The sequence below is a fragment of the Streptomyces sp. NPDC079141 genome, assembly GCF_040686775.1.
Taxonomy (GTDB): domain Bacteria; phylum Actinomycetota; class Actinomycetes; order Streptomycetales; family Streptomycetaceae; genus Streptomyces.
This window is the reverse complement of record NZ_JBFBLP010000006.1, coordinates 139,332-160,999: the sequence shown is the minus strand read 5'-3', so window position 1 is coordinate 160,999 and position 21,668 is coordinate 139,332. Positions and strand designations below refer to the sequence as shown.

Here is a 21,668-nt window from a genome sequence, read left to right as displayed (position 1 = left end):
CCCTCAGGAACAGGTCTTACCGTCCCATGACTATGGAGACGGACTGTACGAGAGATGAAGTCCCGGCCAACGGCGGCGTCACCCCGCTGCCGGCCGGGACCCGCCTGTTGCACATCGGCCCGCACAAAACCGGGACCACCTCGATTCAGGGTGCGCTGTTCGGCGCCAAGGAGGCGATGACCGAGCACGGTGTCGCGTTCCCGGCCACCAGCAGGCACCCCATGCAGGCCGCCCTGGCGGTCTGCACCCGCCCCGGGATGATCGGCAACCAGAAGCCCAAGGAGCAGCACTGGGCGACGCTGGTCAAGCAGGTCGCCGCCACCGGTGAGCGCACCTCCGTGGTCAGCAGCGAGTTCTTCGCCGACGCCCCCGACGACGAGACGATCGAGCGGATCGTCCGAGAGCTCGGCGGGGACCGGGTGCACATTCTGGTCACCCTGCGCCCGCTGGCGAAGATCATGCCCTCGCAGTGGCAGCAGTACGTGCAGAACGGCCTGCGCATGGACTACGAGAGCTGGCTGAAGCACAAGCTCAAGAAGGCGCCGTACGAGAAGCCCAACCCCAGTTTCTGGCGGCGGCACCGGCACGACCGGCTCGTCGAGCGCTGGGTCCGGGTCGTGGGCGCGGACCGGGTCACCGTCGTCGTGGTCGACGACCGGGACCGGGGCGGGCTGATGCGCACCTTCGAGGGGCTGCTCGGGCTGCCCGAGAATCTCCTTCAGCCCGTTCCGGACACGGCGAACCGGTCTCTCACCCTCGCCGAGACCGAAATGCTGCGAAACCTTAATACGGAATTCCGCGGGAATGAGCTGCCGGACGAGCTCTATTCGAAGCTCATCCGGTACGGCGCCGTCATCCATATGAAGAATGCGTGCGCGCCGGGTCCGGACGACGTGAAGATCAGCACCCCGCAGTGGGCCGTCGAGGCCGCCGCCGAGATCGGCGCCGAGATGACGGAGCGGATCGTCGCGATGGGCGTACGGGTGCTCGGCGACCCGGCGCTGCTGTCCGCCGTGCCGAAGGCCAAGGGGCAGGCCGCGACCAAGCCGCGCATGGATCCGGAGGTGGCCGCCCAGGCCCTGTACGGAGCCCTCGCCGCGGTCGCCGCCGAAACGGTGCCGAACGTCGCGCCGCCCGTGCAGCCGCGGACCGTTCACCAGACGTCTTCCAAGGAACTCGTGAAGGTGCTCGGCCATCGCGCGCTGAAGAAGCTGCGACGCCGCTGAACCTGTGCGGTTACTCACAGCAATTGAAACGGCGTCCCCGGAACCGCTCCGCCTATCACCAGGAGTGCAAGGTGAATGACAGGTTGCGCGCACATATGCGGTGGAGGTCGCTCACCTTGCACTGCGGTAACCGGAAGTGGGACCATTTCCAAGTTCCCTGTCGCCCCAAGGTAGGTCACCTGTGTCACAGCACATAGCCAAGCCCCGTACCACCGCAGTGATCCTGGCCGGTGGCACCGGCCAGCGCGTGGGTCTGTCGATCCCCAAGCAGCTGCTGAAGATCGCCGGCAAGGCAGTCATCGAGCACACCCTGACCACCTTCGAGAACGCCGACTCGATCGACGACGTCATCGTGCTGATGGCTCCGGGCTATGTCCCCGACATCGAGAAGATCGTCGCCAAGGCCGGGTTCACGAAGGTCAAGAAGATCATCGAGGGCGGCTCCACCCGGAACGAGACCACCGAGCGCGCCATCGAGGCGCTCGGCGAGGGCCTGGCCGAGGGCGAGGACCTCAACGTCCTCTTCCACGACGCCGTACGCCCGCTGCTGTCACAGCGTGTGATCGACGACTGTGTCGTGGCGCTGGAGCGCTTCCAGGCCGTCGACGTCGCCATCCCGTCCGCGGACACCATCATCGTGACCCGCACGCACGGCGAGGACGGCGAGTTCATCACCGAGATCCCGGACCGCTCCCGCCTGCGCCGCGGCCAGACCCCGCAGGCCTTCAAGCTGTCCACGATTCGGCGGGCCTACGAGGTCGCCGCCAGTGACCCCAACTTCCAGGCCACGGACGACTGCTCCGTCGTGCTCAAGTACCTGCCGGACGTGCCGATCCACGTCGTCGCGGGCGACGAGTACAACATGAAGGTCACTCAGCCGGTCGACGTCTTCATCGCCGACAAGCTCTTCCAGCTGGCCTCCACCGCCGCGCCCGAGCAGGTCTCCGAGGAGGCCTACCGCGAGCTGCTGACCGGCAAGACCGTCGTCGTCTTCGGCGGTTCGTACGGCATCGGCAAGGACATCGCCGAACTCGCCGAGTCCTACGGCTCCAAGGTGTACGCGCTGGGCCGCTCCACCACCGGCACCCACGTGGAGAACCCGGAGGAGGTCGACGACGCGCTGTCCAAGGCGTACGCCGAGACCGGGCGCATCGACTACGTCGTGAACACCGCCGGCGTGCTGCGCATCGGCAAGCTCGCCGAGACCGACAACGCCACCATCGAGGAGGCGCTGAAGGTCAACTACCTGGCCCCGGTGCAGATCGCCCGCTCGTCCTACAAGTACCTGGCCGAGTCCAAGGGCCAGCTGCTGCTGTACACCTCCAGCAGCTACACCCGCGGCCGCGCCGAGTACAGCCTGTACTCCTCGACCAAGGCCGCCATGGTGAACCTGACCCAGGCGCTGTCCGACGAGTGGGCCGGCGACGGCATCCGGGTGAACTGCATCAACCCGGAGCGCACCGCCACGCCGATGCGCACCAAGGCCTTCGGCCAGGAGCCTGCGGGCAGCCTGCTCTCCTCCGAGGCCGTCGCGCGTACCTCGCTGGACGTGCTGCTGTCCGAGCTGACGGGCCATGTCATCGACGTCCGCCAGCAGGACCCGACGGCCGGTGCGGCAAAGGCCTCCGGATTCGAGGCGGCGCTGGCCACGGTGCTCGACCGCCAGGACGGCGTGTAATAATCAAGCGTATATAGCTTTGAGGAATTCAGGCCTCTGTGGGTGCCCGTTAAAGGAGCGTTCGCAGAGGCCTGAATCCGTACCGACCATAAATTCAGAACAAAACCGGCACTCCCCCTCCAAGAGCAGGTTTCTCCGTGATTTCCACCGCTATACGCGTCGCCCGGGTGGGCAGCGCGGCCGAGCTGGCCGCGGCGGTCCTCATGATGCTGGGCTTCCCCTGCCTCATGGTGGCCGCGCTCGTCCCGAGCGTTCCCGCCTTCGCGGCCGCGGCCGCCGTGACGTACCTGGCGGACCACTATCTGCACCGCAAGGGCAGCTACCTGATCAACCGCCTGAGCAAGGTGCGGGCAGGCCTGTCGATCCGCTTCCTGATCCGGCAGCTGCTCCTGGTCCTCCTGCTGGCCCGGCTGGACCTCTCGGACAACCTGGTCTTCTACGCCGCGGTCGCCGGTTTCATCGCCTTCTACGGCCTCCAGGCCCCGCACGGCGCGCTGGTCACCCTGATCCGCAACCGCCGCCGTATGCCGGTCGCCACCCGCAATGTCGACCTGGCCTCGCGTATCCGCATCCCGGACGCCCCGCCGCGCGGGCTGCTGAACCGCTCCGCCGAGAAGATGCTCCACCTCGACGTGATCGCCGTCGTCGGCATACTCGTCTCGGCGCTCACGGACGAGCCCGTGGCCGGGTTCGTCGGCATCGGCGTCACGCTGTTCCTGGGCTGCCTGTACGTCCTCGCGCTCATGCCGTACGTCCGGGGCCGCAAGACCCCGCCGAACGCGGACACCGTGCTGGCCGCCGTCGACGACTGGCTGGCCGAGTACCGCCCCGAGACGGTGCTGTACTTCTCCGGCTCCAAGGACTCCGCCTACCAGGTCAACATGTGGCTGGAGACGATGGAGCAGCTCGACTCCAAGCCGCTGATCCTGCTGCGTGAGCGCGTCATCCTGAACAACCTGGCGCCCACCACGGTCCCCGTCATCTGCGTGCCCGGAGGGGTGCACCTGATGAACATGGACCTGTCCACGGTGCGCGTCGCGCTGTACGCCGCGAACGTCGGCAAGAACATCCACATGCTGCGCGTGCCCACCATGAAGCACGTCTTCATCGGCCACGGCGACAGCGACAAGCTGGCCAGCGTCAACCCGTTCAGCAAGGTGTACGACGAGGTGTGGACCGCCGGACGCGCGGGCCGCGACCGGTACGCCATAGCGGACGTCGGCGTCCGTGACGACGACATCGTCGAGGTCGGCCGCCCGCAGCTGGCGCCCATCCAGAGTTGGCAGGGTGTGCCGGACGGCCGTGTCCCGACGGTCCTCTACGCCCCCACCTGGGAGGGCTGGGACGGCAACCCCGGCAACACCTCGATCGTGCTGGCCGGCGAGAACATCGTGAACCAGCTGGTCAAGGCCGACCCGCCGGTCCGCGTCCTGTACAAGCCGCACCCGTTCACCGGCACCGTCAGCGCCGAGGCCAAGACCGCCCACCAGCGGATCACCGCCCTGGTGGAGAAGGCCGCGGTGGAGCGTGCCACCGACGCCCGCTTCACCGCCGACGAAGCCGCCCGGACGGCTGCCAAGGCCGAGCTGGCCCGGATCGAGGCCCGCCTTGCCGAGCTGTCCGGCAACGGCAAGGAGCGCGGCGACGAGGCCGAGGCCACCCGCGACGGCCTGGTGGACGTCGCCCGGCACGAGGAGATCGCCCGGCTGCGCGCCGAGTGGAACGACGCGTACTGGCGTTCCTTCGGCAGCCACGAGCACCGGGTGATCACGGGCGCCGAGCCGCGCCTGTACGACTGCTTCAACGTCTCCGACGCGATGGTCTCCGACATCTCCAGCGTGGTCTCCGACTTCATCGCCAGCGGCAAGCCGTACGCGGTCACCGACTCCGGCGAGCTGGGCGTGGAGGAGTTCAAGCGGCAGAACACCGCGGTGCGCGCCGCGACGATCCTGTCCAACAGCGCGGCCGAGCTGGGCGGTCTGCTGGACGCCGTCCGCGCCCCCGCCGCCGACCCGCTGGCCGAGGACCGCGGCGAGCTGAAGCGGTATCTGCTGGGCCCGGACGAGCCGGCGTCCATCGACCAGTTCAACACCGCGGTGGCGAACCTGTCGCTGAAGGCCGAGACCCGCAACCTCGGCCAGGAGTCACGGATCGCGACCACGGAGGAGGCGGAACTGGCGGGCTGACCCGCCGGTCCACCGACCGGGTTTTCCCTTCGGCCCCCGAGGAGTTCGGCTCCTCGGGGGCCGAACCCTTTTCACACCTCGTACGTACTGTGACGTGAGTCACCAAACGGCTGGGCCGGGGCAACCGCTTCCTGCGGCGAACCGTCTAGTAGGTAGCGAAAAGAGAAACGGGGGACAATCTTCCGTTTATTGGGGGGAAACGTGACCGTGACGCAACCTGATGTCAGTGTGATCATCGGGGCGTACGAAGCGATGCCGTACCTGGTCGAATGCCTGGCGTCCGTCCAGGCGCAGACCCTGGACCCGGCGCGCATCGAGGTCATCGCCGTGGACGACGGCTCGACCGACGGCACGGGGGAGTACCTGGAGGAGTTCGCGGCCCGCGCCCCCATGCCGGTCACGGTGATCCGGCAGGAGAACTCCGGCGGCCCCAGCGGCCCGCGCAACGTCGGCCTCGACAAGGCCACCGGGCGCTACGTCTTCTTCCTGGACGCCGACGACCGGCTCGGCCCCGAGGCCCTTCAGCGGATGGTCGCCATGGCCGACCGGCACGGCACGGACGTCGTCCTCGGCAAGGTCGAGGGCGTCAACCGCAAGCCCCCGCAGTCGATGTGGGGCCGTACCCTGAACCGCACCGACGTCTGGTCCTCCAACATCAAGTTCACCCTCAGCGCGCAGAAGCTGTTCCGCCGCGCGCTGCTGGACCGGCACGGCATGCGGTTCGACGAGTCCCTGTGGACCGGCGAGGACGCCCTGTTCACGATGGAGGCCTATCTGCGGGCCGACGGGGTCTCCGTGATCGCCGACTACACCTGCTACTACCTGGTGGGCCGCGAGGACGGCAAGCATGTGACGAAGAGCGGCAGTTACACCCTGCGCTTCGACTCCGCGCGCGCCCTGATGAACCTGATCGCGGACATGGTCCCGCCGGGCCCCAAACGCGATGTGCTCATGGTCCGCCCCTTCCTCGTCACCCTGCTGCCGCAGTTCGGCCCCAAGTACCTCAAGGACGGCCAGAAGATCCGGCGGCACAAGTTCGAACTGGCGGCGCCGCTGATGGCCGCGTACTGGAACGAGGACGTCGCCCGCCGCCTCCGGGTCGACGAGCGGCTGCGCCTGCACCTGGTGGCCGGCCGGCAGCCCGAACGGCTGCTGGAGGTCCTGAAGTTCACCAAGGCCAAGAAGCAGCCGGCGGCCCTCCTGGAGAAGAAGGGCCGCCGTCTGTACCTCGCCTACCCGTACTTCCGCGACGCCGAGGCGGGCATACCCGACTCCGTCTACCTCGCCGAACCCCGCGAGGCCCGCGGCTTCGAGGGCTACCGGGAGGGCGGCGTCGACACCTTCGTGCGGCGGGCGCTGGGCAAGGCGCGCCGGATGGCTCGCTCGGGGGTCCGTCACTGAGGGGTGCGGATGTCCTCCCGGCGCTGCCCCGGGATCTCCGCGGCCAGCCGCTCGGCCATCCGCACCCGGTGCTCCCGCGCGGCCGAACCCAGCTCCCGCACGGCCGTGTTGAAACGCTCCTGGGACGTCGGCTCGGCCGGGCCCAGCAGATGGCACTTCAACTCGGCCCGCGCGGCTGCCAGTTCGTCCTTCTCCGGGTCCCGGACCGCCGCCAGCAGCGCCGGCACCCCGGCCGCGTCCGGCGTCAGCACGGTCGCCGCCCGCACGGTCGGGAAGGCCTTGCGGAACACGTCCTCCGCGAGCCCGCTGGTGTTGGCCACCGCGTAGGGCTTCTCGCTCGCCAGGAAGTCGCTGATGACGCTCGACACATCGCTGATCAGCAGGTCGGCCCGGTCGAAGCAGGAGAACAGCGTGGGCCGGGCCTCCGTGACGACCTGGTGCTCCCCCTCCGGCAGAGCGGCCCAGTAGGCCTCCTCCCAGGCGGCCGTGGCCCGCGCCACCGCCTCCGCGCGCCCCGCCTCGGGCGCCGACTGTGCCAGCATCCGCTCGATCTGGTCGGCACCGGCCCGGAAGTCGGACGTGGTCAGCCGGTCCAACTCCCGGGTCAGCCCGGCAAGTTCACCGTCGTCCGCGGGCCGCGCCGCCGACCGCTCCCGGTTCGCCGCCCGGACCATCTCCCGGATCCGCAGATCGGCCGCCCCGGCCCGCGGATCGACCGAGCCGGTCAGCGGATGCGGCTTGTACAGCAGCCGTACCCCCGGATCCGCCAGCAGCGCCCGCACCAGGTTCTCGCCGGCCTCGACCACCGAGGTGTTGCCCGGGTTCCCGTCCCAGCCCTCCCAGGTCGGCGCGTACAGCACGGTCGTGTACGGCCCCGTCGGCGGGCCCGCGTACGGCCGTACCGCGTCCAGCTGCGGGCGGCCGATCTCCACCACGTCCTTGTCCTCGACACCGACCTCGGCCAGCGCATACCGCTCACGCGCCGCGGGCCCGGCCACCCACACCTCGTCGTAGGCCTTCGCGTACGGGTTGCAGGAGGACAGCTTGTCGCTCTCGCCGTGGTTGACGAAGGTGTGCTTGATCGTCGGGATGCGCAGCATCTGGGAGGTCTTGCCGGAGTTCGACGGGTGGATGAGGACCTGGAGCGTGGACTGCTCCAGGTGCATCAGCGTGGAGACCTTGGGCAGACAGACGATCGGGATGTCGGTCGGCGCGATCTTCTGCACCATGAAGCGCTCGCGCAGCACGATCAGCGGACGCCCGTCCAGCTTCGCGAGCGGCTCCAGCCACATGTTCGCCTGGTACGCCGAGGACGTCCCGCCGGAGAAGTACAGAGCGGCCGTCGGCCGGTACACCGCCAGCCACGCGTCCAGCCACTCCAGCACCTCCTGCTCGCCCGCCGGACGGCGGCTCGGCAGCAGCCTCAGCAGCAGGCCGGAAAGGCCCACCACGGACAGTCCCAGGGACAGCGCGATACCGAGGGCCGCCCAGCGCGGTTCGGCGGTGGCCGCCGTGGCCAGCAGACCGGCCGTCGAGGGCAGGCCGTAGGCCAGCAGACGGTGGCCGGGGCGGCGCAGCAGGACCGGCGGGGCGGGGGACAGGCGCAGGGCGGAGGCGTCGATGTTCCGGGTCACCACCGGCAGGGTGCGGCTGCGCCGGACCAGGACGGAGAGGGCCTGGATCGCGCAGTGCAGCGCGTAGCAGGCCAGCAGGCCGGCGACGAGCGGCGCGTACGCCGTCTCCCGCTCCTGCCCGCCCAGCCGCAGCAGGCCCACCACCAGCAGCAGATCCCGCAGTACATGCCGCACGGTGACGTCCGCGTGCGACTTGGCGAACACCGACAGCATGCCGCGCTGCCACCGGTACAGGACGCCCTCGACGGCGAGCGCCAGGGCGGTGGCCGCGAGCAGCAGCGGAAGGTGTGGAAGCAGCGCGGCCACGGCCTGGGCGCAGAAGGCGGCACCCAGGCCGGCCGCCACCAGCGGTCTCACCGGGAGCCGGGGACGGAGCGGGCGGAGGAGGGATAGAGGCACGGCGATCACTCCAAGGTCGGCGCAGAACGTGCGTCCGGGTTAACGCGCGCCTGCCTCCGGACGACACGCGGGTGTCCGGAGGCCTTGGAGTGACGCCTGAGTGTTAACGCCCCGTCTGGAGCGCCTTGCCCATCGCGCGCCGCGCCCGCCGGTAGACGGACGACGGCTGGGCCGGGATGGTGACCGTGGCGGGCTTCTGCGCCAGCTGCTTCTTCAGCTTGGCGTTGTCCGAGGACAGCTGGCCGATGCGCTTCTGCAGCCAGCCGAACCGGGCGGCGAGCGCGGCGGGGTCGTTGTCGATCCAGGGGCCGATACCGGCCGGGAAGGACAGCGCACGCATCCGCTTCTCGAACGCCGCACCGCCGTCGCCGTGCGTGAACGTGTTGCGCAGGCCGTTGCGGTCCAGGAAGCCGGTGAACCGCTCGAAGCGCTCGTGGTGGCCGCCGACCAGCGAGGTGAAGTCGGCCTCCTCGTACAGCCGCGCCGGGTCGACGTCCTCGCCCGGGGCCAGCTGGTCCATCCGGCGGTGCGGGATGCCGAAGTAGCGGCACAGCTCCAGCGTGCGCGAGTCGCTGCACAGCACGGTCGCGGGCGTGCCCGCCAGCAGCGCCGCGATGTTGCCGTGGATGCGGGAGCCGAACGAGTAGTCGAACTCGCGCAGGTCGTCGATCCAGGTGATCGGGTCGATGTAGACGCGCGCCTTGTCCTCCCGGTACATCGGGTGGTCCGGGTGCGTCGGCATCGCCGTGATCCTGCCGTTGGGGTGGGACAGGTCCCGCCAGTGCAGCTGCTGGGCGTCACTGAGGTTCTGGCCGATGTACCGCAGGTGCGGGTAGCGCTCGTGCGCGGCCGCGATGACCCGGTCCAGGCCCTGCGACTGCACCGCGCTGTGCGAGCCGTTGATGGCGACCCGGGACTCGGCGGTGAGCGTGGGCGCGTCCTTCTGTACGGCGAGGTCCTTGCCGTACATGAACAGCGACGGGCAGCCGATGACCTCGACGTCCCGGAAACCCATGTCCTTGAGGTACTGCTCGGTGAACTCGCCGCGCACGCCGATGGAGGCGCTGCGGTCGAGCACCGCCGAGACGAACGCGCGTACCGCCGGCTCCATGGGCTTCAGGCGCGCCGGGTCGTAGTTGAGGCCGGTCTGGGCGCCGACGCCGACCACGACCACCGGAATCCGCAGCTTGCTGATGAGCTGCGTCATCCGCCTGAGGGACGGCTCGAAGGACGGCCGGAAGGCGTTGGCGAGCGGTACGACGAAGGCGTCGTACTGGTCGTTGATCCTTCCCGCGGCGTTGACATCTGACTTGATGCCGTTCGAGACGACCTCGGTGCCGGGCGTCTCAAGAATCTTGTGAGTGGCGTCGCTGAAGATCAGGTTGCCGGAGTTGGTGGCGATCACGTCACGGTGGAGGGCTTCCTCCACAGGGACGACGTCGTAAGGGCTCTTCCCCGATCGGAGGAGGATGCGCTGCGCGGGGGGAACATTCGATGACACAAAGTCCAGATTAAGTTTGACCAGTCTTTCATTTCTATATGCAACCCGTACAACCTTTTTGCCGTATGCAATACGTGAGCAAACGATTACTCGCGGCCTGTCCGGGAGCTGGACCGATGCGCGCACCCCGGCCCCCTTCGCGTAGATTGCGTGGCAGTCGAGCTGTGAGGGGACGGAACCGCAGGTGGAAGGCGCAAGGCAGGCTGTGACCGAGGCCCGCAGGATCGTCGTCAAGGTGGGTTCCTCCTCGCTGACCACCGCCTCCGGCGGGCTCGACGCGGACCGTGTCGACGCCCTTGTCGACGTCCTCGCGAAGAGCCGAAGCGGGGGAGAACGTGAGATTGTTCTCGTTTCCTCCGGCGCCATCGCGGCCGGTCTCGCCCCGCTGGGGCTGCGCCGGCGGCCCAAGGACCTCGCCCGCCAGCAGGCCGCGGCCAGCGTCGGCCAGGGCCTGCTCGTCGCCCGCTACACCGCCTCCTTCGCCCGCTACGGCGTCCGCGTCGGCCAGGTGCTGCTCACCTCCGACGACATGAGCCGCCGCGCCCACCACCGCAACGCCTCCCGCACCCTCGACAAGCTGCTTGCGATGGGCGCCCTCCCGGTCGTCAACGAGAACGACACCGTCGCCACCGACGAGATCCGCTTCGGCGACAACGACCGGCTCGCCGCGCTCGTGGCCCACCTGGCGCGGGCCGACCTGCTGGTCCTCCTGTCCGACGTGGACGGCGTGTACGACGGCGACCCCAGTAGGCCGGGAACCTCGCGGATAGCTCAGGTACGGGGGCCCGAGGACCTCGCGCACGTGGAGATCGGCAGCGCCGGGAAGGCCGGCGTCGGCACCGGTGGCATGGTCACCAAGGTCGAGGCCGCCCGGATCGCGGCCGCCGCCGGCATCCCCGTGGTGCTGACCAGCGCGGTCCACGCCGCCGACGCGCTCTCCGGCGGCGACACCGGCACCTACTTCCACGCCACCGGCAAGCGGTCCGCCGACCGGCTGCTGTGGCTCCAGCACGCCTCCACCCCGCAGGGCTCGCTCACCCTGGACGACGGGGCCGTGCGCGCGGTCGTCGAGCGGCGCAAGTCGCTGCTGCCGGCCGGGATCGCGGCCGTGGAGGGCGACTTCAGCGCGGGTGACCCGGTCGAGCTGCGCGACAGCACCGGACGCGCCGTCGCACGCGGGCTGGTCAGCTTCGACGCCAAGGAGATCCCCCAGCTGATCGGCCGTTCCACCCGGGAACTGGCGCGCGAGCTGGGACCGGCGTACGAACGCGAGGTCGTCCACCGGGACGACCTGGTTGTCCTGCACCCCTGACGGGCGTCATCCGTCCGAAAACAGGGTGAACGCCCCGGCGAAGCGGTCGCCCTGAGGTGGACGTTCCGAAAAAGCGCCACAGAACGGCTTGCGGCCTGCTCAACTTTGTCTCAGGGACACATTCCGCACGAGCGCTGCTCGACCGTTGGACGAAGGAGGCCGTCGTGAGACGAGTGCGCCCTGGGGCGGCGGCCTCCGGCGGTGGAATCGGCGGGTCCCCGAACCGTGCGGCCCCGGAGGAGCGCGCCCTGACGAGCGTCGCGACCGGCGAACGGGCCGCCGCCGGCCAACCCGAGGACCTGCCCCGGCTGTGGCACGTCACCCTCAGCGTCTCCGGCGCCGAGGCCCCGCTGAAGGAGGTGCGGCGCGCCCTCGAACAGCTCGCCCACGACCACCCCTTCCTGCTGACCAGCAGATACGCGAACGACCACGCGGAGATCCGGTACTGGGAGGAGGCCCGCGACCTGCACGACGCGGCCGCCGTCGCCCTGCGCCTGTGGGGCGAGCACCGCCAGACCGCCGGGCTTCCGCCCTGGGAGATCGTCGGCCTTGAGGTCATCGACCGCGAGACCTACCACCAGCGCATCGCGGAGGGATACGGGCCGCCGCCGGCCAGCCCGGTGGGCGTGCACCCGTACTGAGCCCGTCGGGAAGAGCTTGAGGATCCCTTTTGCGTGACCTTCGCCGGGCTTGTCTCGCGGTGTGGAACAGCCGGTGAACCGGCCCGTCCGGCGCACTACCCTTCCCTCATGACCACGCTCTCGCCGTACGACTCGATGCCCCCGGTCACCCAGGCCGCCTACCGCGCCAAGGCCGCCGCGGCCGACCTCGCCCCGCTCCCGCGGGCCGTCAAGGACGACGCGCTGCTCGCCATCGCGGACGCGCTGGAGGTCCGTACGAGCGAAATCGTCGAGGCCAACGCCAAGGACATCGCCGCCGCCCGCGAGGCCGGGACCGCCGAGTCGATCATCGACCGGCTGACCCTGACCCCGGAGCGCGTGCGCGCCATCGCCTCCGACGTACGGGACGTCGTCGCGCTGCCCGACCCGGTCGGCGAGGTCGTCCGCGGCTCGACCCTGCCCAACGGCATCGACCTGCGCCAGGTCCGTGTTCCCCTCGGCGTCGTCGGCATCATCTACGAGGCCCGCCCGAACGTCACCGTGGACGCCGCCGCCCTCTGCCTGAAGTCCGGCAACGCCGTCCTGCTGCGCGGCTCCGCCTCCGCCTACGAGTCCAACACCGCTCTCGTCCGGGTGATCCGGGACGCCGTCGGCGGCGCCGGGCTGCCCGCCGACGCCGTGCAGCTCGTGCCCGGCCAGAGCCGGGAGAGCGTGCGCGAGCTGATGCGCGCCCGCGGCCTGGTCGACGTACTGATCCCGCGCGGCGGCGCCTCCCTGATCCGGACGGTCGTCAGCGAGTCCACGGTCCCGGTGATCGAGACCGGCACGGGCAACGTGCATGTCTACGTCGACGCCCAGGCCGACCTCGACATGGCCGTCGAGATCCTGATCAACTCCAAGGCCCACCGGGTGAGCGTCTGCAACGCCGCCGAGACCCTGCTGGTCCACCAGGACATCGCCCCCGAGTTCCTGCCCCGCGCCCTGGACGCGCTCGCCGAGGCCGGCGTCACCGTCCACGCCGACGAGCGGGTGATGGCCTACGCCAAGGACTCCCGGGCGACGGTCGTGGAGGCCACCCCGGAGGACTGGGAGACGGAGTACCTCTCCTACGACATCGCCGCCGCCGTCGTCGACTCGCTCGACAAGGCCGTCGAGCACATCCGGCTGTGGACCTCCGGCCACACCGAGGCCATCGTGACCACCTCCCAGCAGGCCGCCCGCCGCTTCACCCAGCTGGTCGACTCCACCACGGTCGCGGTCAACGCCTCGACCCGCTTCACGGACGGCGGCCAGTTCGGCTTCGGCGCGGAGATCGGCATCTCCACGCAGAAGCTGCACGCCCGCGGCCCGATGGGCCTGCCGGAGCTGACCAGCACGAAGTACATCGTGACCGGCGACGGGCACGTACGGCGCTGACCGCCGGGCGGCGCATATGCGCGCGGCAGGCGCCCCCGCCGCGCCCGTGCGCCGCTCGAAAGCCGCATGAGCGGCGTCTCACCGGGCGGATGAATTTCCATACCGTCTGCCCAAATTGACCCCCCAGGACTACTCTGGATCCGTGCCGGAGGACGTGGGGGGTACGCCGTTCCCTGACGGCTGGGAGCCCGACGACGACCACGACCGCGGGGTGTCGGACGAAGAGTTCGCCTCCGTGGTCTTCGACGAGGCCTTCGTACGGGCGGCCACGTTCCACGAGCCGACCGCCGTCGAGCGCCTGCTGGCCGCCGCCCAGGCGAGAGCGGAGGCCTCCGAGGCGGAGGCCCGCCGGGCACACGGCCGGGGCGAGCGGTACGAGGACGGATACGGCCCCGACGGCCGCGGTGGTTTCGGCCATGATCCGGACTTCGACGACCTGGACGACACCGACGTCCTCGACAGCCGCTACGGCGCCCCGGGCACCTACGGCAAACAGGTCCGCTGGCACCGTCCCGTCGCCTGGATGCTCGCCCTGGTGATGGGCATCGGCATGGTCGCCCTGGCCTTCACGGCCGTCTACCGGGGCGCGTCCTCGGGCAACCGGGAACAGGTTCCGCCGCCCCCGGCCTCCACGGGCCTGGAACAGGGCGGCGCGGTGGTGCCCTCCGCCTCCGCCGACTACTCCCAGCCGGCTGCCTCGGCGATCCCCCGCACCCCCTGAACCCACCCGGCCGGAACCGGCGCTTTCTGGTGAGAACCTGTCAGAACTTGTCGCGTAGCAGGGCGTTTACCGGGGCCCCGCGAGACCTACTCTGAAGGTATGGGAGGGCCTGGAGACCCACCTGAGGGGACACCCGAGGGCGGCCCCGGAGGTGGCGAGGAGGAGTACCGATCCGTCGTCTTCGACGAGTCGTTCGTCCGTGCTGCCCGGCTCCAGGAGTTCTCCGCCCAGGAGCGCCTGACCGACCACGCGCCCGCCGTCCGCCGCCGCCCGCCCATGCGCCGCGGCCTGTCCCGGCAGGCGCTGATCCTCGTCCTGCTGATCGCCGTAGCCTTCGGCACCGCGATCTACATGGGCGTCCGGCACCCCTACCAGACCCCGGCCGCCCAGCAGCCCGTCGAACCCCTGCGGATGACCGTCATACCGCTGGCCCCCCAGGGCAAGGTGCCCGGCTCCACCGACATCGACGCGCTGTACGCACAGAGCCCCGCCGCCCAGTACCGGATCGGCGCCGAGGGCGTCCCGCTGCCCGCCTCCCGGCGCACCGCGCACTTCTCGGACAGCCAGGTCGTGGGCGCCCTGACCGTGGTCAAGGACTACATCGTCCGGTCGGCGCTCCACCCCGAAGTGGTCGTCGGGGACCAGATCCGGCCGGTGCGCGTCCTCCTCGACCCGGACCAACTCGACCAGTTCGACCAGAGTTTCGACCACCCGACTGCCGACGGCCGGCACGCGCCCACCGGCTGGCTGGTTCGGTTCGATCCGGACCAGGTCGAGCTCGCCGACCGCAAGATCCGGGTCCAGGGCAGTCTCCAGGCCGCCGAGGTCGACTCCTCCACGCTGGAGGTCACCGCCGACCACACCTTCGTGTACGCGCTGCGGCCGGCCGGCGGCGGCGAGCAGGCCGAGGCGTCCCTGTTCACCGTGCGGCGCGAGCTGCACTTCCGCTTCGACCGCGACGACCTGCGCATGCGCCAGGCCCAGCTGATCGTCTCCTACGTCCAGGCGGGCCCGCTGTCCTGCGCCGACGACTCCGCGAACCGGCTGCACCCGCTGCTCGCCGGCCAGACCGCCAAGGCGGGCGGCCCGGCCGGCACCGACCCGTACGCGACGGGCAGCGCGACGGCCCTGTGCGGCTCACTGGCCCAGAGCGCACAGCCCAGGGTGTGAGCCCCGGTCGCTGAAGAGCCGCTCAGTCCTCGTCCCGCGGCGGCGTGTCCGTGGGCGGCTGGTCCTGCGGCGCGGAACCGGCCGAACCACTGGCCGAGCCGCCGCCGCTCGCGAAGCCCCCGAAGCCCCGCCGCACCCGGCCGCCCAGGTCGCCGGCCCCGCCCGCGATGTCGGTGACCAGCTTCATCAGCGGGTCCTTGGACGACTTCACATGCGTGGCGTAGTGGGCCGCCGACTCACGGAACGAGTCCGTCACCGACGTGTCCTTGTCCTCCGAGCGCCGCGGGTAGTGACCGTCCATGATCCGCTGGTAGTCCCGCGACTCCGCCCACTTCTTCAGCTCGGCGGCCCGCACCGTGGTGAAGGGGTGGGAACGCGGCAGCACGTTGAGGATCTTCAGCACGGAGTCGCGCAGGTCGCCGCCGGCCTCGTACTCCTCGGCCTGCGCGAGAAACGCGTCCACGTTCATCTCGTGCAGATGGTTGCCGCCGGCGATCTTCATCAGGCCGCGCATGGAGGCCGTCAGGTCCTGCCCGACCAGCAGGCCCGCACGGTCCGCGGACAGCTCCGACTTGCGGAACCACTCGCGCAGCGCGGTCACGATCGCCATGATCGCGACATTGCCCAGCGGGATCCAGGCGACCCGGATGGCGAGGTTGGTCAGGAACAGCAGGATGGTCCGGTAGACGGAGTGCCCGGACAGGGCGTGACCCACCTCGTGCCCGACGACCGCCCGCATCTCCTCCTCGTCGAGCAGCTCGACGAGCCCCGTGGTGACGACGATGATCGGCTCGTCCAGCCCGATGCACATCGCGTTCGGCTGCGGGTCCTGATTGACGTACATCGGCGGGACCTTCTCCAGGTCCAGGATGTAACAGGCGTCCCGCAGCATGTCGTTGAGATGCGAGAACTGCTGGTCCGAGACCCGCACCGAGTCGGACAGGAACAGCAGCCTGAGGCTCCGCTCCGGCAGCAGACCGCTCAGGGCCTTGAAGACGGTGTCGAAACCGCTCAGCTTCCGCAGCGCCACCAGGGCGGAGCGGTCGGCCGGATGCTCGTACGCACGCGAGGAGATTCCGGGAAAGCGCCTGCGCTGCCTGCTCGGCACGTTCTCGTGCCCGTTGTGCTGGTGGCCGTCGTCGGACATGTGGTCCCCCATGTGCGTCTGTGTGGCCGTGTACGGCCCTTCGGGCCCCCTGGGCAGTCCAGCGTAGGCGGAGTTCCGGTGGACGGGCAGTAGGGAAGGAGCTGCCGCGGGGTACACGCGGAAGGACGACTGGGACTCGGGGAAAGTTGCCTCGGCGGCGGCGCAAGGAGGCGAGCCCCCTCCCCAACGGCGGAGTCGGCGTGATCGGCGCGGAGCCGCCCGCTTACGATGGGCCGACATCTTTATCCCGCCCACACCCGATAGGTTCTGCCGAAGATGAGCTTCCACAGCACCGCTGCCCAGTTGGTCACCCTCGCCTCTGAGGGCGGAGAGCACGGCGGCAACCACGAGAGCCTCAACCCGCTGGTGACCGGCGGCGGCGCATTCGTCATCCTCATGCTGCTGCTGTGGGTCACCACCCGCTTCAACCGCGACCGCTGATCCCCGGCCGAGCCCGTCCGGGGACGTCCCCGAGGGGTCTGGCGACCGTGGCCCACGGGTCGGGCCGGTAGGGTCTGCACGCATGGGAGAGCAGGACATGCCTACCGGCCCGGGCAACGGCCCGACGAACCGCGGCAAGCGCCGCCTCGGCGTCATGGGCGGAACGTTCGACCCGATCCACCACGGGCACCTCGTGGCGGCCAGTGAGGTCGCCGCGCAGTTCCACCTGGACGAGGTGGTGTTCGTCCCGACCGGGCAGCCATGGCAGAAGACCCACCGCGATGTCTCCCCGGCCGAGGACCGCTATCTGATGACGGTCATCGCGACCGCGGAGAACCCACAGTTCTCGGTGAGCCGTATCGACATCGACCGCGGCGGACCGACCTACACGGTGGACACCCTGCGTGACCTGCGCGCGCTCAACCCCGACACCGACCTGTTCTTCATCACCGGCGCCGACGCTCTCGACCAGATCCTGACCTGGCGGGACACGGAAGAGCTGTTCTCCCTCGCGCACTTCATCGGAGTCACCCGGCCGGGTCACCACCTGGCCAACCCGGGGCTCCCGGAGGGCGGAGTCTCGCTCGTCGAGGTTCCCGCCCTCGCCATCTCCTCCACAGACTGCCGTGCGAGAGTCGCCAACGGCGACCCCGTCTGGTATCTGGTGCCGGACGGGGTCGTGCGCTACATCGACAAGCGCGAGCTGTACCGCGGCGAGTGAGCCGAGAGGGGCACCACCGGTGAACGACCGATACGACGCGGGACACGGGGCCGACCAGTACGAACTCGTCGGCTACGACGAGTACGGGCAGCCTGTGTACCGACAGGTCCCGCCGCAGCAGCCCCCTCAGCAGCCGTACGACCCTTACGCTCAGCAGGGTTACGGTTACGACCCGTACGCGACGGGCCAGCAGCAGCCGGTCCCGCCGTACGACCCCTACGACACCGGTCGCCAGGACCCCGTCCCCACCTACGACACCGGCCGGCAGCCGCCCGTCCCCACCTACGACCCCTACGGCGCCGGCGGGCAGCCCGGTGGCGGTGCCGCGACCTCGTACGACCCCTACGGCCGGGCCGCGGCCAGTGGGCAGCAGCCGCGGGTGGCCGAGCAGACCGCCTACATCCCGCAGCAGGCCGGCCCGGCGGAGGACACCGAGGAGCCGGACGCCCGCGGCCAACGGGACTACCGCACCGAGCAGTTCGCCTTCGTCGAGGAGCCCGACGGTGACTCCGAGGACGTCATCGACTGGCTGAAGTTCACCGAGAACCGCACCGAACGCCGCGAGGAGGCCCGGCGCCGCGCCCGCAGCCGGATCGTCGCCCTCGTCGTCGTCCTGGCGCTGTGCGCGGTCGGCGGCGTCGGCTACCTCTGGTACGCCGGGAAGCTGCCCGGCCTGTCCTCCTCCGACGACAAGACCGGCGGCACCACGGCCGTCGGCGCCCAGAACCGCGACGTGGTCGTCGTCCACCTGCACGACACCAAGAGCGGCGACACCGCCACGGCCCTGCTCGTCGACAACACCACCACCGGGCAGGGCACCACCGTGCTGCTGCCCAACTCCCTCGCCCTCGCCGACGACAGCGGCAGCACGACCACGCTCGCCAAGTCGGTCGAGGACGACGGCTCCTCCGGGACGCGCGAGGCGATCGACACGGTCCTCGGCACCGAGATCCAGGGCACCTGGCGGCTGGACACCCCCTACCTGCAGAACCTTGTCGACCTCGTCGGCAACATCGACGTCGACACCAACACCGACGTGCCCGACCCGAACGCCAAGTCCAAGGGCGCTGCCCCCCTCGTGAACAAGGGCAAGCAGCAGACCCTCAGCGGCAAGATGGCCGTCGCCTATGCCACCTACCGCGCCTCCGGCGAGGCCCAGAACGCGCAGCTGGAGCGGTTCGGGCAGGTCATGCAGGGCGTCCTGCGCAAACTGTCCTCCGACGCGCAGGCCGCGACGGTCACCGTGCAGACGCTCCAGCAGATCCTCGACCCCTCGATGACGGACAAGGACCTCGGCACCTTCCTCGCCAAGCTCGCCGACCTCGCCAAGGGCGGCGACTACAAGACGGCCCTGCTGCCGGTGCAGTCCGACGGCACGCTGACCGCCGCGGCCAGCGACAGCGTGGTCAAGGACGTCCTCGGCGGCACCGCGAAGAGCCCCGACAAGGACGCCGCGGTCCGCGTGTCCGTCCAGAACGCCAGCGGTACGAAGGACAACACCGAGAAGGCCCGCGTGGTGCTCCTCAACGGCGGCTTCACCTTCCTGGAGGGCGGCACCGCGTCCGCCGCCCAGGCCGCGTCGAAGGTGGTCTACACCGACGCCGCCGACAAGGAGAACGCCACCGAGGTCGCCAAGACCCTGGGCCTGCCCACCGGCTCCGTCACCAAGGGCAAGACCTCCTCCAACGCGAACGTCTCGGTGATCCTTGGCCAGGACTACACACCCTCGTCGTCCTAGGGCCCGGGACGGGCGGCACCCCTGGTGAGCCGACAATCACGTGGGGTGCCGTCACCGGTCGTGAGACCCTTGAGGTCAAGTGACCGCCGACGGAAAGCCTTGTAGTGACCGCCACCGACCGATCCCTTGAGCTCGTCAACACCGCCGCTCAGGCGGCCGCCGACAAGCTCGCGCACGACATCATCGCCTACGACGTCAGCGACGTGCTGTCGATCACCGACGCCTTCCTGCTCGCCTCCGCGCCCAACGACCGCCAGGTCAAGTCGATCGTCGACGAGATCGAGGAGCGGCTGCAGAAGGAGCTCGGCGCCAAGCCGGTGCGCCGCGAGGGCGACCGCGAGGCCCGTTGGGTCCTCCTCGACTACGTCGACATCGTCGTCCACGTGCAGCACAGCGAGGAGCGTGTCTTCTACGCCCTGGAGCGGCTGTGGAAGGACTGCCCCGAGCTCGAACTGCCCGCCGACGCCAAGGCCACCCGGGGCAAGGCCGCGGAGCACGCCAAGCTTCAGGCCGCCGAGGAGGCGGCCGAGCCGGACGGTGAGTGGCGATGAGCGCCACCGGCGAGGTCACCGGCGGCAAGCCGGGCCGGGGCCGCCGCGTCATCCTGTGGCGGCACGGCCAGACCTCCTGGAACGTGGAACGCCGCTTCCAGGGCACCACCGACGTCGCCCTCACCGAGGCCGGGACCGCCCAGGCCCGCCGCGCCGCCCGGCTGCTCGTCTCGCTGCAGCCGGACGCGATCGTCGCCTCCGACCTCCAGCGTGCCGCGAACACGGCCGCCGAGCTGGCCCTGCTCACCGGCCTGGAGGTCGCCCACGACGAGGGACTGCGCGAGACCTACGCGGGCGTCTGGCAGGGTCTGACGCACGAGGAGATCATCGCCCGGTACGGCGACGAGTACGCCGCGTGGAAGCGCGGCGAGGCGATCCGTCGCGGCGGCGGCGAGCTGGAGACCGAGGTCGCCGACCGCGCCGCCCCCGTCGTGCTCCGGCACGCCGAGAAGCTGCCCGACGACGGCACCCTCGTCGTCGTCAGCCACGGCGGCACGATCCGCACCACCATCGGCCGTCTCCTCGGCCTTGAGCCGCACCACTGGGAGAGCCTCGGCGGCCTCTCCAACTGCTGCTGGTCCGTCCTCGGCGAGGGCGCCCGCGGCTGGCGCCTGCTGGAGCACAACGCCGGCACCCTGCCGGAGCCGGTGCTCGGCGACGACGACTGACCGCCCCGACCGCTCCCGGCGGCGGGCCCGGGACCCGGATTTCACTTTCCGGCAGGTCGCAGGCTAAAGTTCTTCTTGTTCGGCCCGCCAAGCGGGAAGAACACGAAGAACACAAGGGGCTATAGCTCAGTTGGTAGAGCGCCTGCATGGCATGCAGGAGGTCAGGAGTTCAATTCTCCTTAGCTCCACAGATCGACACTCTTGAGTTGTCAAAGATCAGCGGATCAGAATCCCGTCCCCTCCAGGGGGCGGGATTTTTCGTGCAGCCAGGCCGCCTTGCGTTCCGTCTCCTCGTCGTCCGGCGTGTAGACGACGATCCGGCACTCCGGCATGCCGTTGATCGACAGGGACACCGACGTCATCCGCAGCTCGCCCGCCTCCGCGTGCCGGAAGACCTTCACCCGCCGTCCGGGCTGCGCCACGTCGCCGCTCTCCCACAGCCGGGCGAACAGCGGGCTCGCCGCGGACAGCCTGCGTATGAAGTCCTCCCAGACGGGCTCGCCGGTATGGAGGCCGTAGGAGGCGCGCATGGTCGCCACCATGACCGGCAGCTCGTCGTCCCGGAAGACCAGCGGGCAGTCCTCCTCGGGTGTCGTGAACAGCGTCCACAGGGCGTTGTGCACCCGCTCGGCGCGCTCAAGGTCCGGGTAGGCGAACACGTCGCGATAGGAGCCGTTGGTGGCGAGGATGTCGTAGCGCGCGTTGTAGACCACGGCCGGACGCGGGTCGAGGGCGTCGAGGATGCCCTGGATCTCCGGGCCCACGCTCTGCACGGCGGCCTGCGGTGACGGAGGGCACGGCACCTCGGCCAGGTGGTACAGATGCTCCCGCTCCGGCGGATCGAGCCGCAGCGTGCGGGCCACGGCGTCCAGGACCTGCGCGGAGGCGTTGATCGGCCGGCCCTGTTCCAGCCAGGTGTACCAGGTGACGCCCACGCCCGAGAGCTGGGCGACCTCCTCCCGGCGCAGGCCCGGTGTGCGGCGTCGTAAGCCCGGTGGCATACCGACGTCCTGCGGTGTCACCCGGGCCCGCCGGGTGCGCAGAAAGGCAGCGAGCTCGGGCCTGCGGCGCTGTGCGGTCTCCATCGTCACGTCCCCCATCGTCGACGTCGGACCTGTCCCCTGCCAGGTGCTGTCGG

General features: G+C 70.2%; 18 protein-coding genes and 1 tRNA gene. 15 read left to right on the top strand and 4 right to left on the bottom strand.

What is annotated here, in order from left to right; all coding sequences use genetic code 11:
* Window positions 1-32 precede the first annotated feature (32 nt).
* The 4 genes from AB0Q90_RS19285 (at window position 33) to AB0Q90_RS19270 (ending at window position 6,491) form a co-directional block, all read left to right on the top strand.
* On the top strand, window positions 33-1,226 hold the full coding sequence (locus AB0Q90_RS19285) for a hypothetical protein (RefSeq protein WP_363160367.1): 1,194 nt from the start codon (window positions 33-35) through the stop codon (window positions 1,224-1,226).
* Between the two features lie 181 nt (window positions 1,227-1,407).
* The gene (locus AB0Q90_RS19280) at window positions 1,408-2,904 is read left to right on the top strand and encodes a bifunctional cytidylyltransferase/SDR family oxidoreductase (RefSeq protein ID WP_363160213.1); all 1,497 of its coding nucleotides are present in this window, start codon (window positions 1,408-1,410) and stop codon (window positions 2,902-2,904) included.
* A 137-nt stretch (window positions 2,905-3,041) separates the two neighbouring features.
* Window positions 3,042-5,090, top strand: coding sequence for a hypothetical protein (locus AB0Q90_RS19275; protein ID WP_363160212.1), 2,049 nt, complete (start codon window positions 3,042-3,044; stop codon window positions 5,088-5,090).
* Window positions 5,091-5,291: 201 nt separating this feature from the next.
* Entirely contained in the window at window positions 5,292-6,491 is a 1,200-nt protein-coding gene (locus AB0Q90_RS19270) for a glycosyltransferase family 2 protein (protein WP_363160211.1), read from the top strand.
* On the opposite strand, the gene AB0Q90_RS19265 is transcribed toward AB0Q90_RS19270, so the two are convergent.
* Together AB0Q90_RS19265 and AB0Q90_RS19260 are read right to left on the bottom strand one after the other, a co-directional pair.
* The gene (locus tag AB0Q90_RS19265) at window positions 6,485-8,482 is read right to left on the bottom strand and encodes a hypothetical protein (protein ID WP_363160210.1); all 1,998 of its coding nucleotides are present in this window, start codon (window positions 8,480-8,482) and stop codon (window positions 6,485-6,487) included. The genes AB0Q90_RS19270 and AB0Q90_RS19265 overlap by 7 nt on opposite strands.
* A gap of 145 nt (window positions 8,483-8,627) precedes the next feature.
* Window positions 8,628-10,025, bottom strand: coding sequence for a polysaccharide pyruvyl transferase family protein (locus AB0Q90_RS19260; protein WP_363160209.1), 1,398 nt, complete (start codon window positions 10,023-10,025; stop codon window positions 8,628-8,630).
* A 205-nt stretch (window positions 10,026-10,230) separates the two neighbouring features.
* Here AB0Q90_RS19260 and proB point away from each other — a divergent pair, with 205 nt between their 5' ends.
* From proB to AB0Q90_RS19235, 5 genes are all read left to right on the top strand, one after another.
* Complete coding sequence (gene proB / locus AB0Q90_RS19255) at window positions 10,231-11,337, top strand: glutamate 5-kinase (protein ID WP_363160208.1); 1,107 nt, start codon at window positions 10,231-10,233, stop codon at window positions 11,335-11,337.
* 173 nt (window positions 11,338-11,510) lie between these two features.
* Window positions 11,511-11,978 carry a hypothetical protein gene (locus AB0Q90_RS19250; protein WP_363160366.1) on the top strand — a complete coding sequence of 156 codons (468 nt, stop codon included), beginning with the start codon at window positions 11,511-11,513 and terminating at the stop codon, window positions 11,976-11,978.
* Window positions 11,979-12,086: 108 nt separating this feature from the next.
* On the top strand, window positions 12,087-13,373 hold the full coding sequence (locus tag AB0Q90_RS19245; protein ID WP_363160207.1) for a glutamate-5-semialdehyde dehydrogenase: 1,287 nt from the start codon (window positions 12,087-12,089) through the stop codon (window positions 13,371-13,373).
* 115 nt (window positions 13,374-13,488) lie between these two features.
* Window positions 13,489-14,094, top strand: coding sequence for a hypothetical protein (locus tag AB0Q90_RS19240; protein ID WP_363160206.1), 606 nt, complete (start codon window positions 13,489-13,491; stop codon window positions 14,092-14,094).
* A gap of 99 nt (window positions 14,095-14,193) precedes the next feature.
* On the top strand, window positions 14,194-15,264 hold the full coding sequence (locus tag AB0Q90_RS19235) for a hypothetical protein (RefSeq protein WP_363160205.1): 1,071 nt from the start codon (window positions 14,194-14,196) through the stop codon (window positions 15,262-15,264).
* A 22-nt stretch (window positions 15,265-15,286) separates the two neighbouring features.
* Here the strand turns inward: AB0Q90_RS19235 and AB0Q90_RS19230 are convergent, their stop codons facing one another.
* Complete coding sequence (locus tag AB0Q90_RS19230; RefSeq protein WP_363160365.1) at window positions 15,287-16,411, bottom strand: M48 family metallopeptidase; 1,125 nt, start codon at window positions 16,409-16,411, stop codon at window positions 15,287-15,289.
* Window positions 16,412-16,687: 276 nt separating this feature from the next.
* Between AB0Q90_RS19230 and AB0Q90_RS19225 the strand changes: the two genes are divergently transcribed.
* The 6 genes from AB0Q90_RS19225 (at window position 16,688) to AB0Q90_RS19200 (ending at window position 20,718) form a co-directional block, all read left to right on the top strand.
* Window positions 16,688-16,852, top strand: a complete 165-nt coding sequence (locus AB0Q90_RS19225; protein ID WP_015660428.1) for a hypothetical protein — start codon at window positions 16,688-16,690, stop codon at window positions 16,850-16,852.
* 82 nt (window positions 16,853-16,934) lie between these two features.
* Entirely contained in the window at window positions 16,935-17,573 is a 639-nt protein-coding gene (gene nadD / locus AB0Q90_RS19220) for a nicotinate-nucleotide adenylyltransferase (protein WP_363160204.1), read from the top strand.
* 19 nt (window positions 17,574-17,592) lie between these two features.
* Window positions 17,593-19,311, top strand: a complete 1,719-nt coding sequence (locus AB0Q90_RS19215) for an LCP family protein (protein ID WP_363160203.1) — start codon at window positions 17,593-17,595, stop codon at window positions 19,309-19,311.
* 104 nt (window positions 19,312-19,415) lie between these two features.
* Window positions 19,416-19,862, top strand: a complete 447-nt coding sequence (gene rsfS, locus AB0Q90_RS19210; protein ID WP_363160202.1) for a ribosome silencing factor — start codon at window positions 19,416-19,418, stop codon at window positions 19,860-19,862.
* On the top strand, window positions 19,859-20,530 hold the full coding sequence (locus tag AB0Q90_RS19205) for a histidine phosphatase family protein (RefSeq protein ID WP_363160201.1): 672 nt from the start codon (window positions 19,859-19,861) through the stop codon (window positions 20,528-20,530). Before rsfS ends, AB0Q90_RS19205 begins: the two co-directional genes overlap by 4 nt.
* A gap of 115 nt (window positions 20,531-20,645) precedes the next feature.
* Window positions 20,646-20,718, top strand: a tRNA-Ala gene (locus AB0Q90_RS19200).
* Between the two features lie 36 nt (window positions 20,719-20,754).
* On the opposite strand, the gene AB0Q90_RS19195 is transcribed toward AB0Q90_RS19200, so the two are convergent.
* Entirely contained in the window at window positions 20,755-21,615 is an 861-nt protein-coding gene (locus tag AB0Q90_RS19195; RefSeq protein ID WP_363160364.1) for a helix-turn-helix transcriptional regulator, read from the bottom strand.
* Window positions 21,616-21,668 lie beyond the last annotated feature (53 nt).

Bases quoted from the DNA above. Each gene is read 5' to 3' on its own strand.
- AB0Q90_RS19285 (WP_363160367.1), top strand. From the start codon at position 33: ATGGAGACGGACTGTACGAGAGATGAAGTCCCGGCCAACGGCGGCGTC.
- AB0Q90_RS19245 (WP_363160207.1), top strand. From the start codon at position 12,087: ATGACCACGCTCTCGCCGTACGACTCGATGCCCCCGGTCACCCAGGCC.
- AB0Q90_RS19235 (WP_363160205.1), top strand. From the start codon at position 14,194: ATGGGAGGGCCTGGAGACCCACCTGAGGGGACACCCGAGGGCGGCCCC.
- AB0Q90_RS19230 (WP_363160365.1), bottom strand. From the start codon at position 16,411: ATGTCCGACGACGGCCACCAGCACAACGGGCACGAGAACGTGCCGAGC.
- AB0Q90_RS19225 (WP_015660428.1), top strand. From the start codon at position 16,688: ATGAGCTTCCACAGCACCGCTGCCCAGTTGGTCACCCTCGCCTCTGAG.
- nadD (WP_363160204.1), top strand. From the start codon at position 16,935: ATGGGAGAGCAGGACATGCCTACCGGCCCGGGCAACGGCCCGACGAAC.
- AB0Q90_RS19205 (WP_363160201.1), top strand. From the start codon at position 19,859: ATGAGCGCCACCGGCGAGGTCACCGGCGGCAAGCCGGGCCGGGGCCGC.
- AB0Q90_RS19195 (WP_363160364.1), bottom strand. From the start codon at position 21,615: ATGGAGACCGCACAGCGCCGCAGGCCCGAGCTCGCTGCCTTTCTGCGC.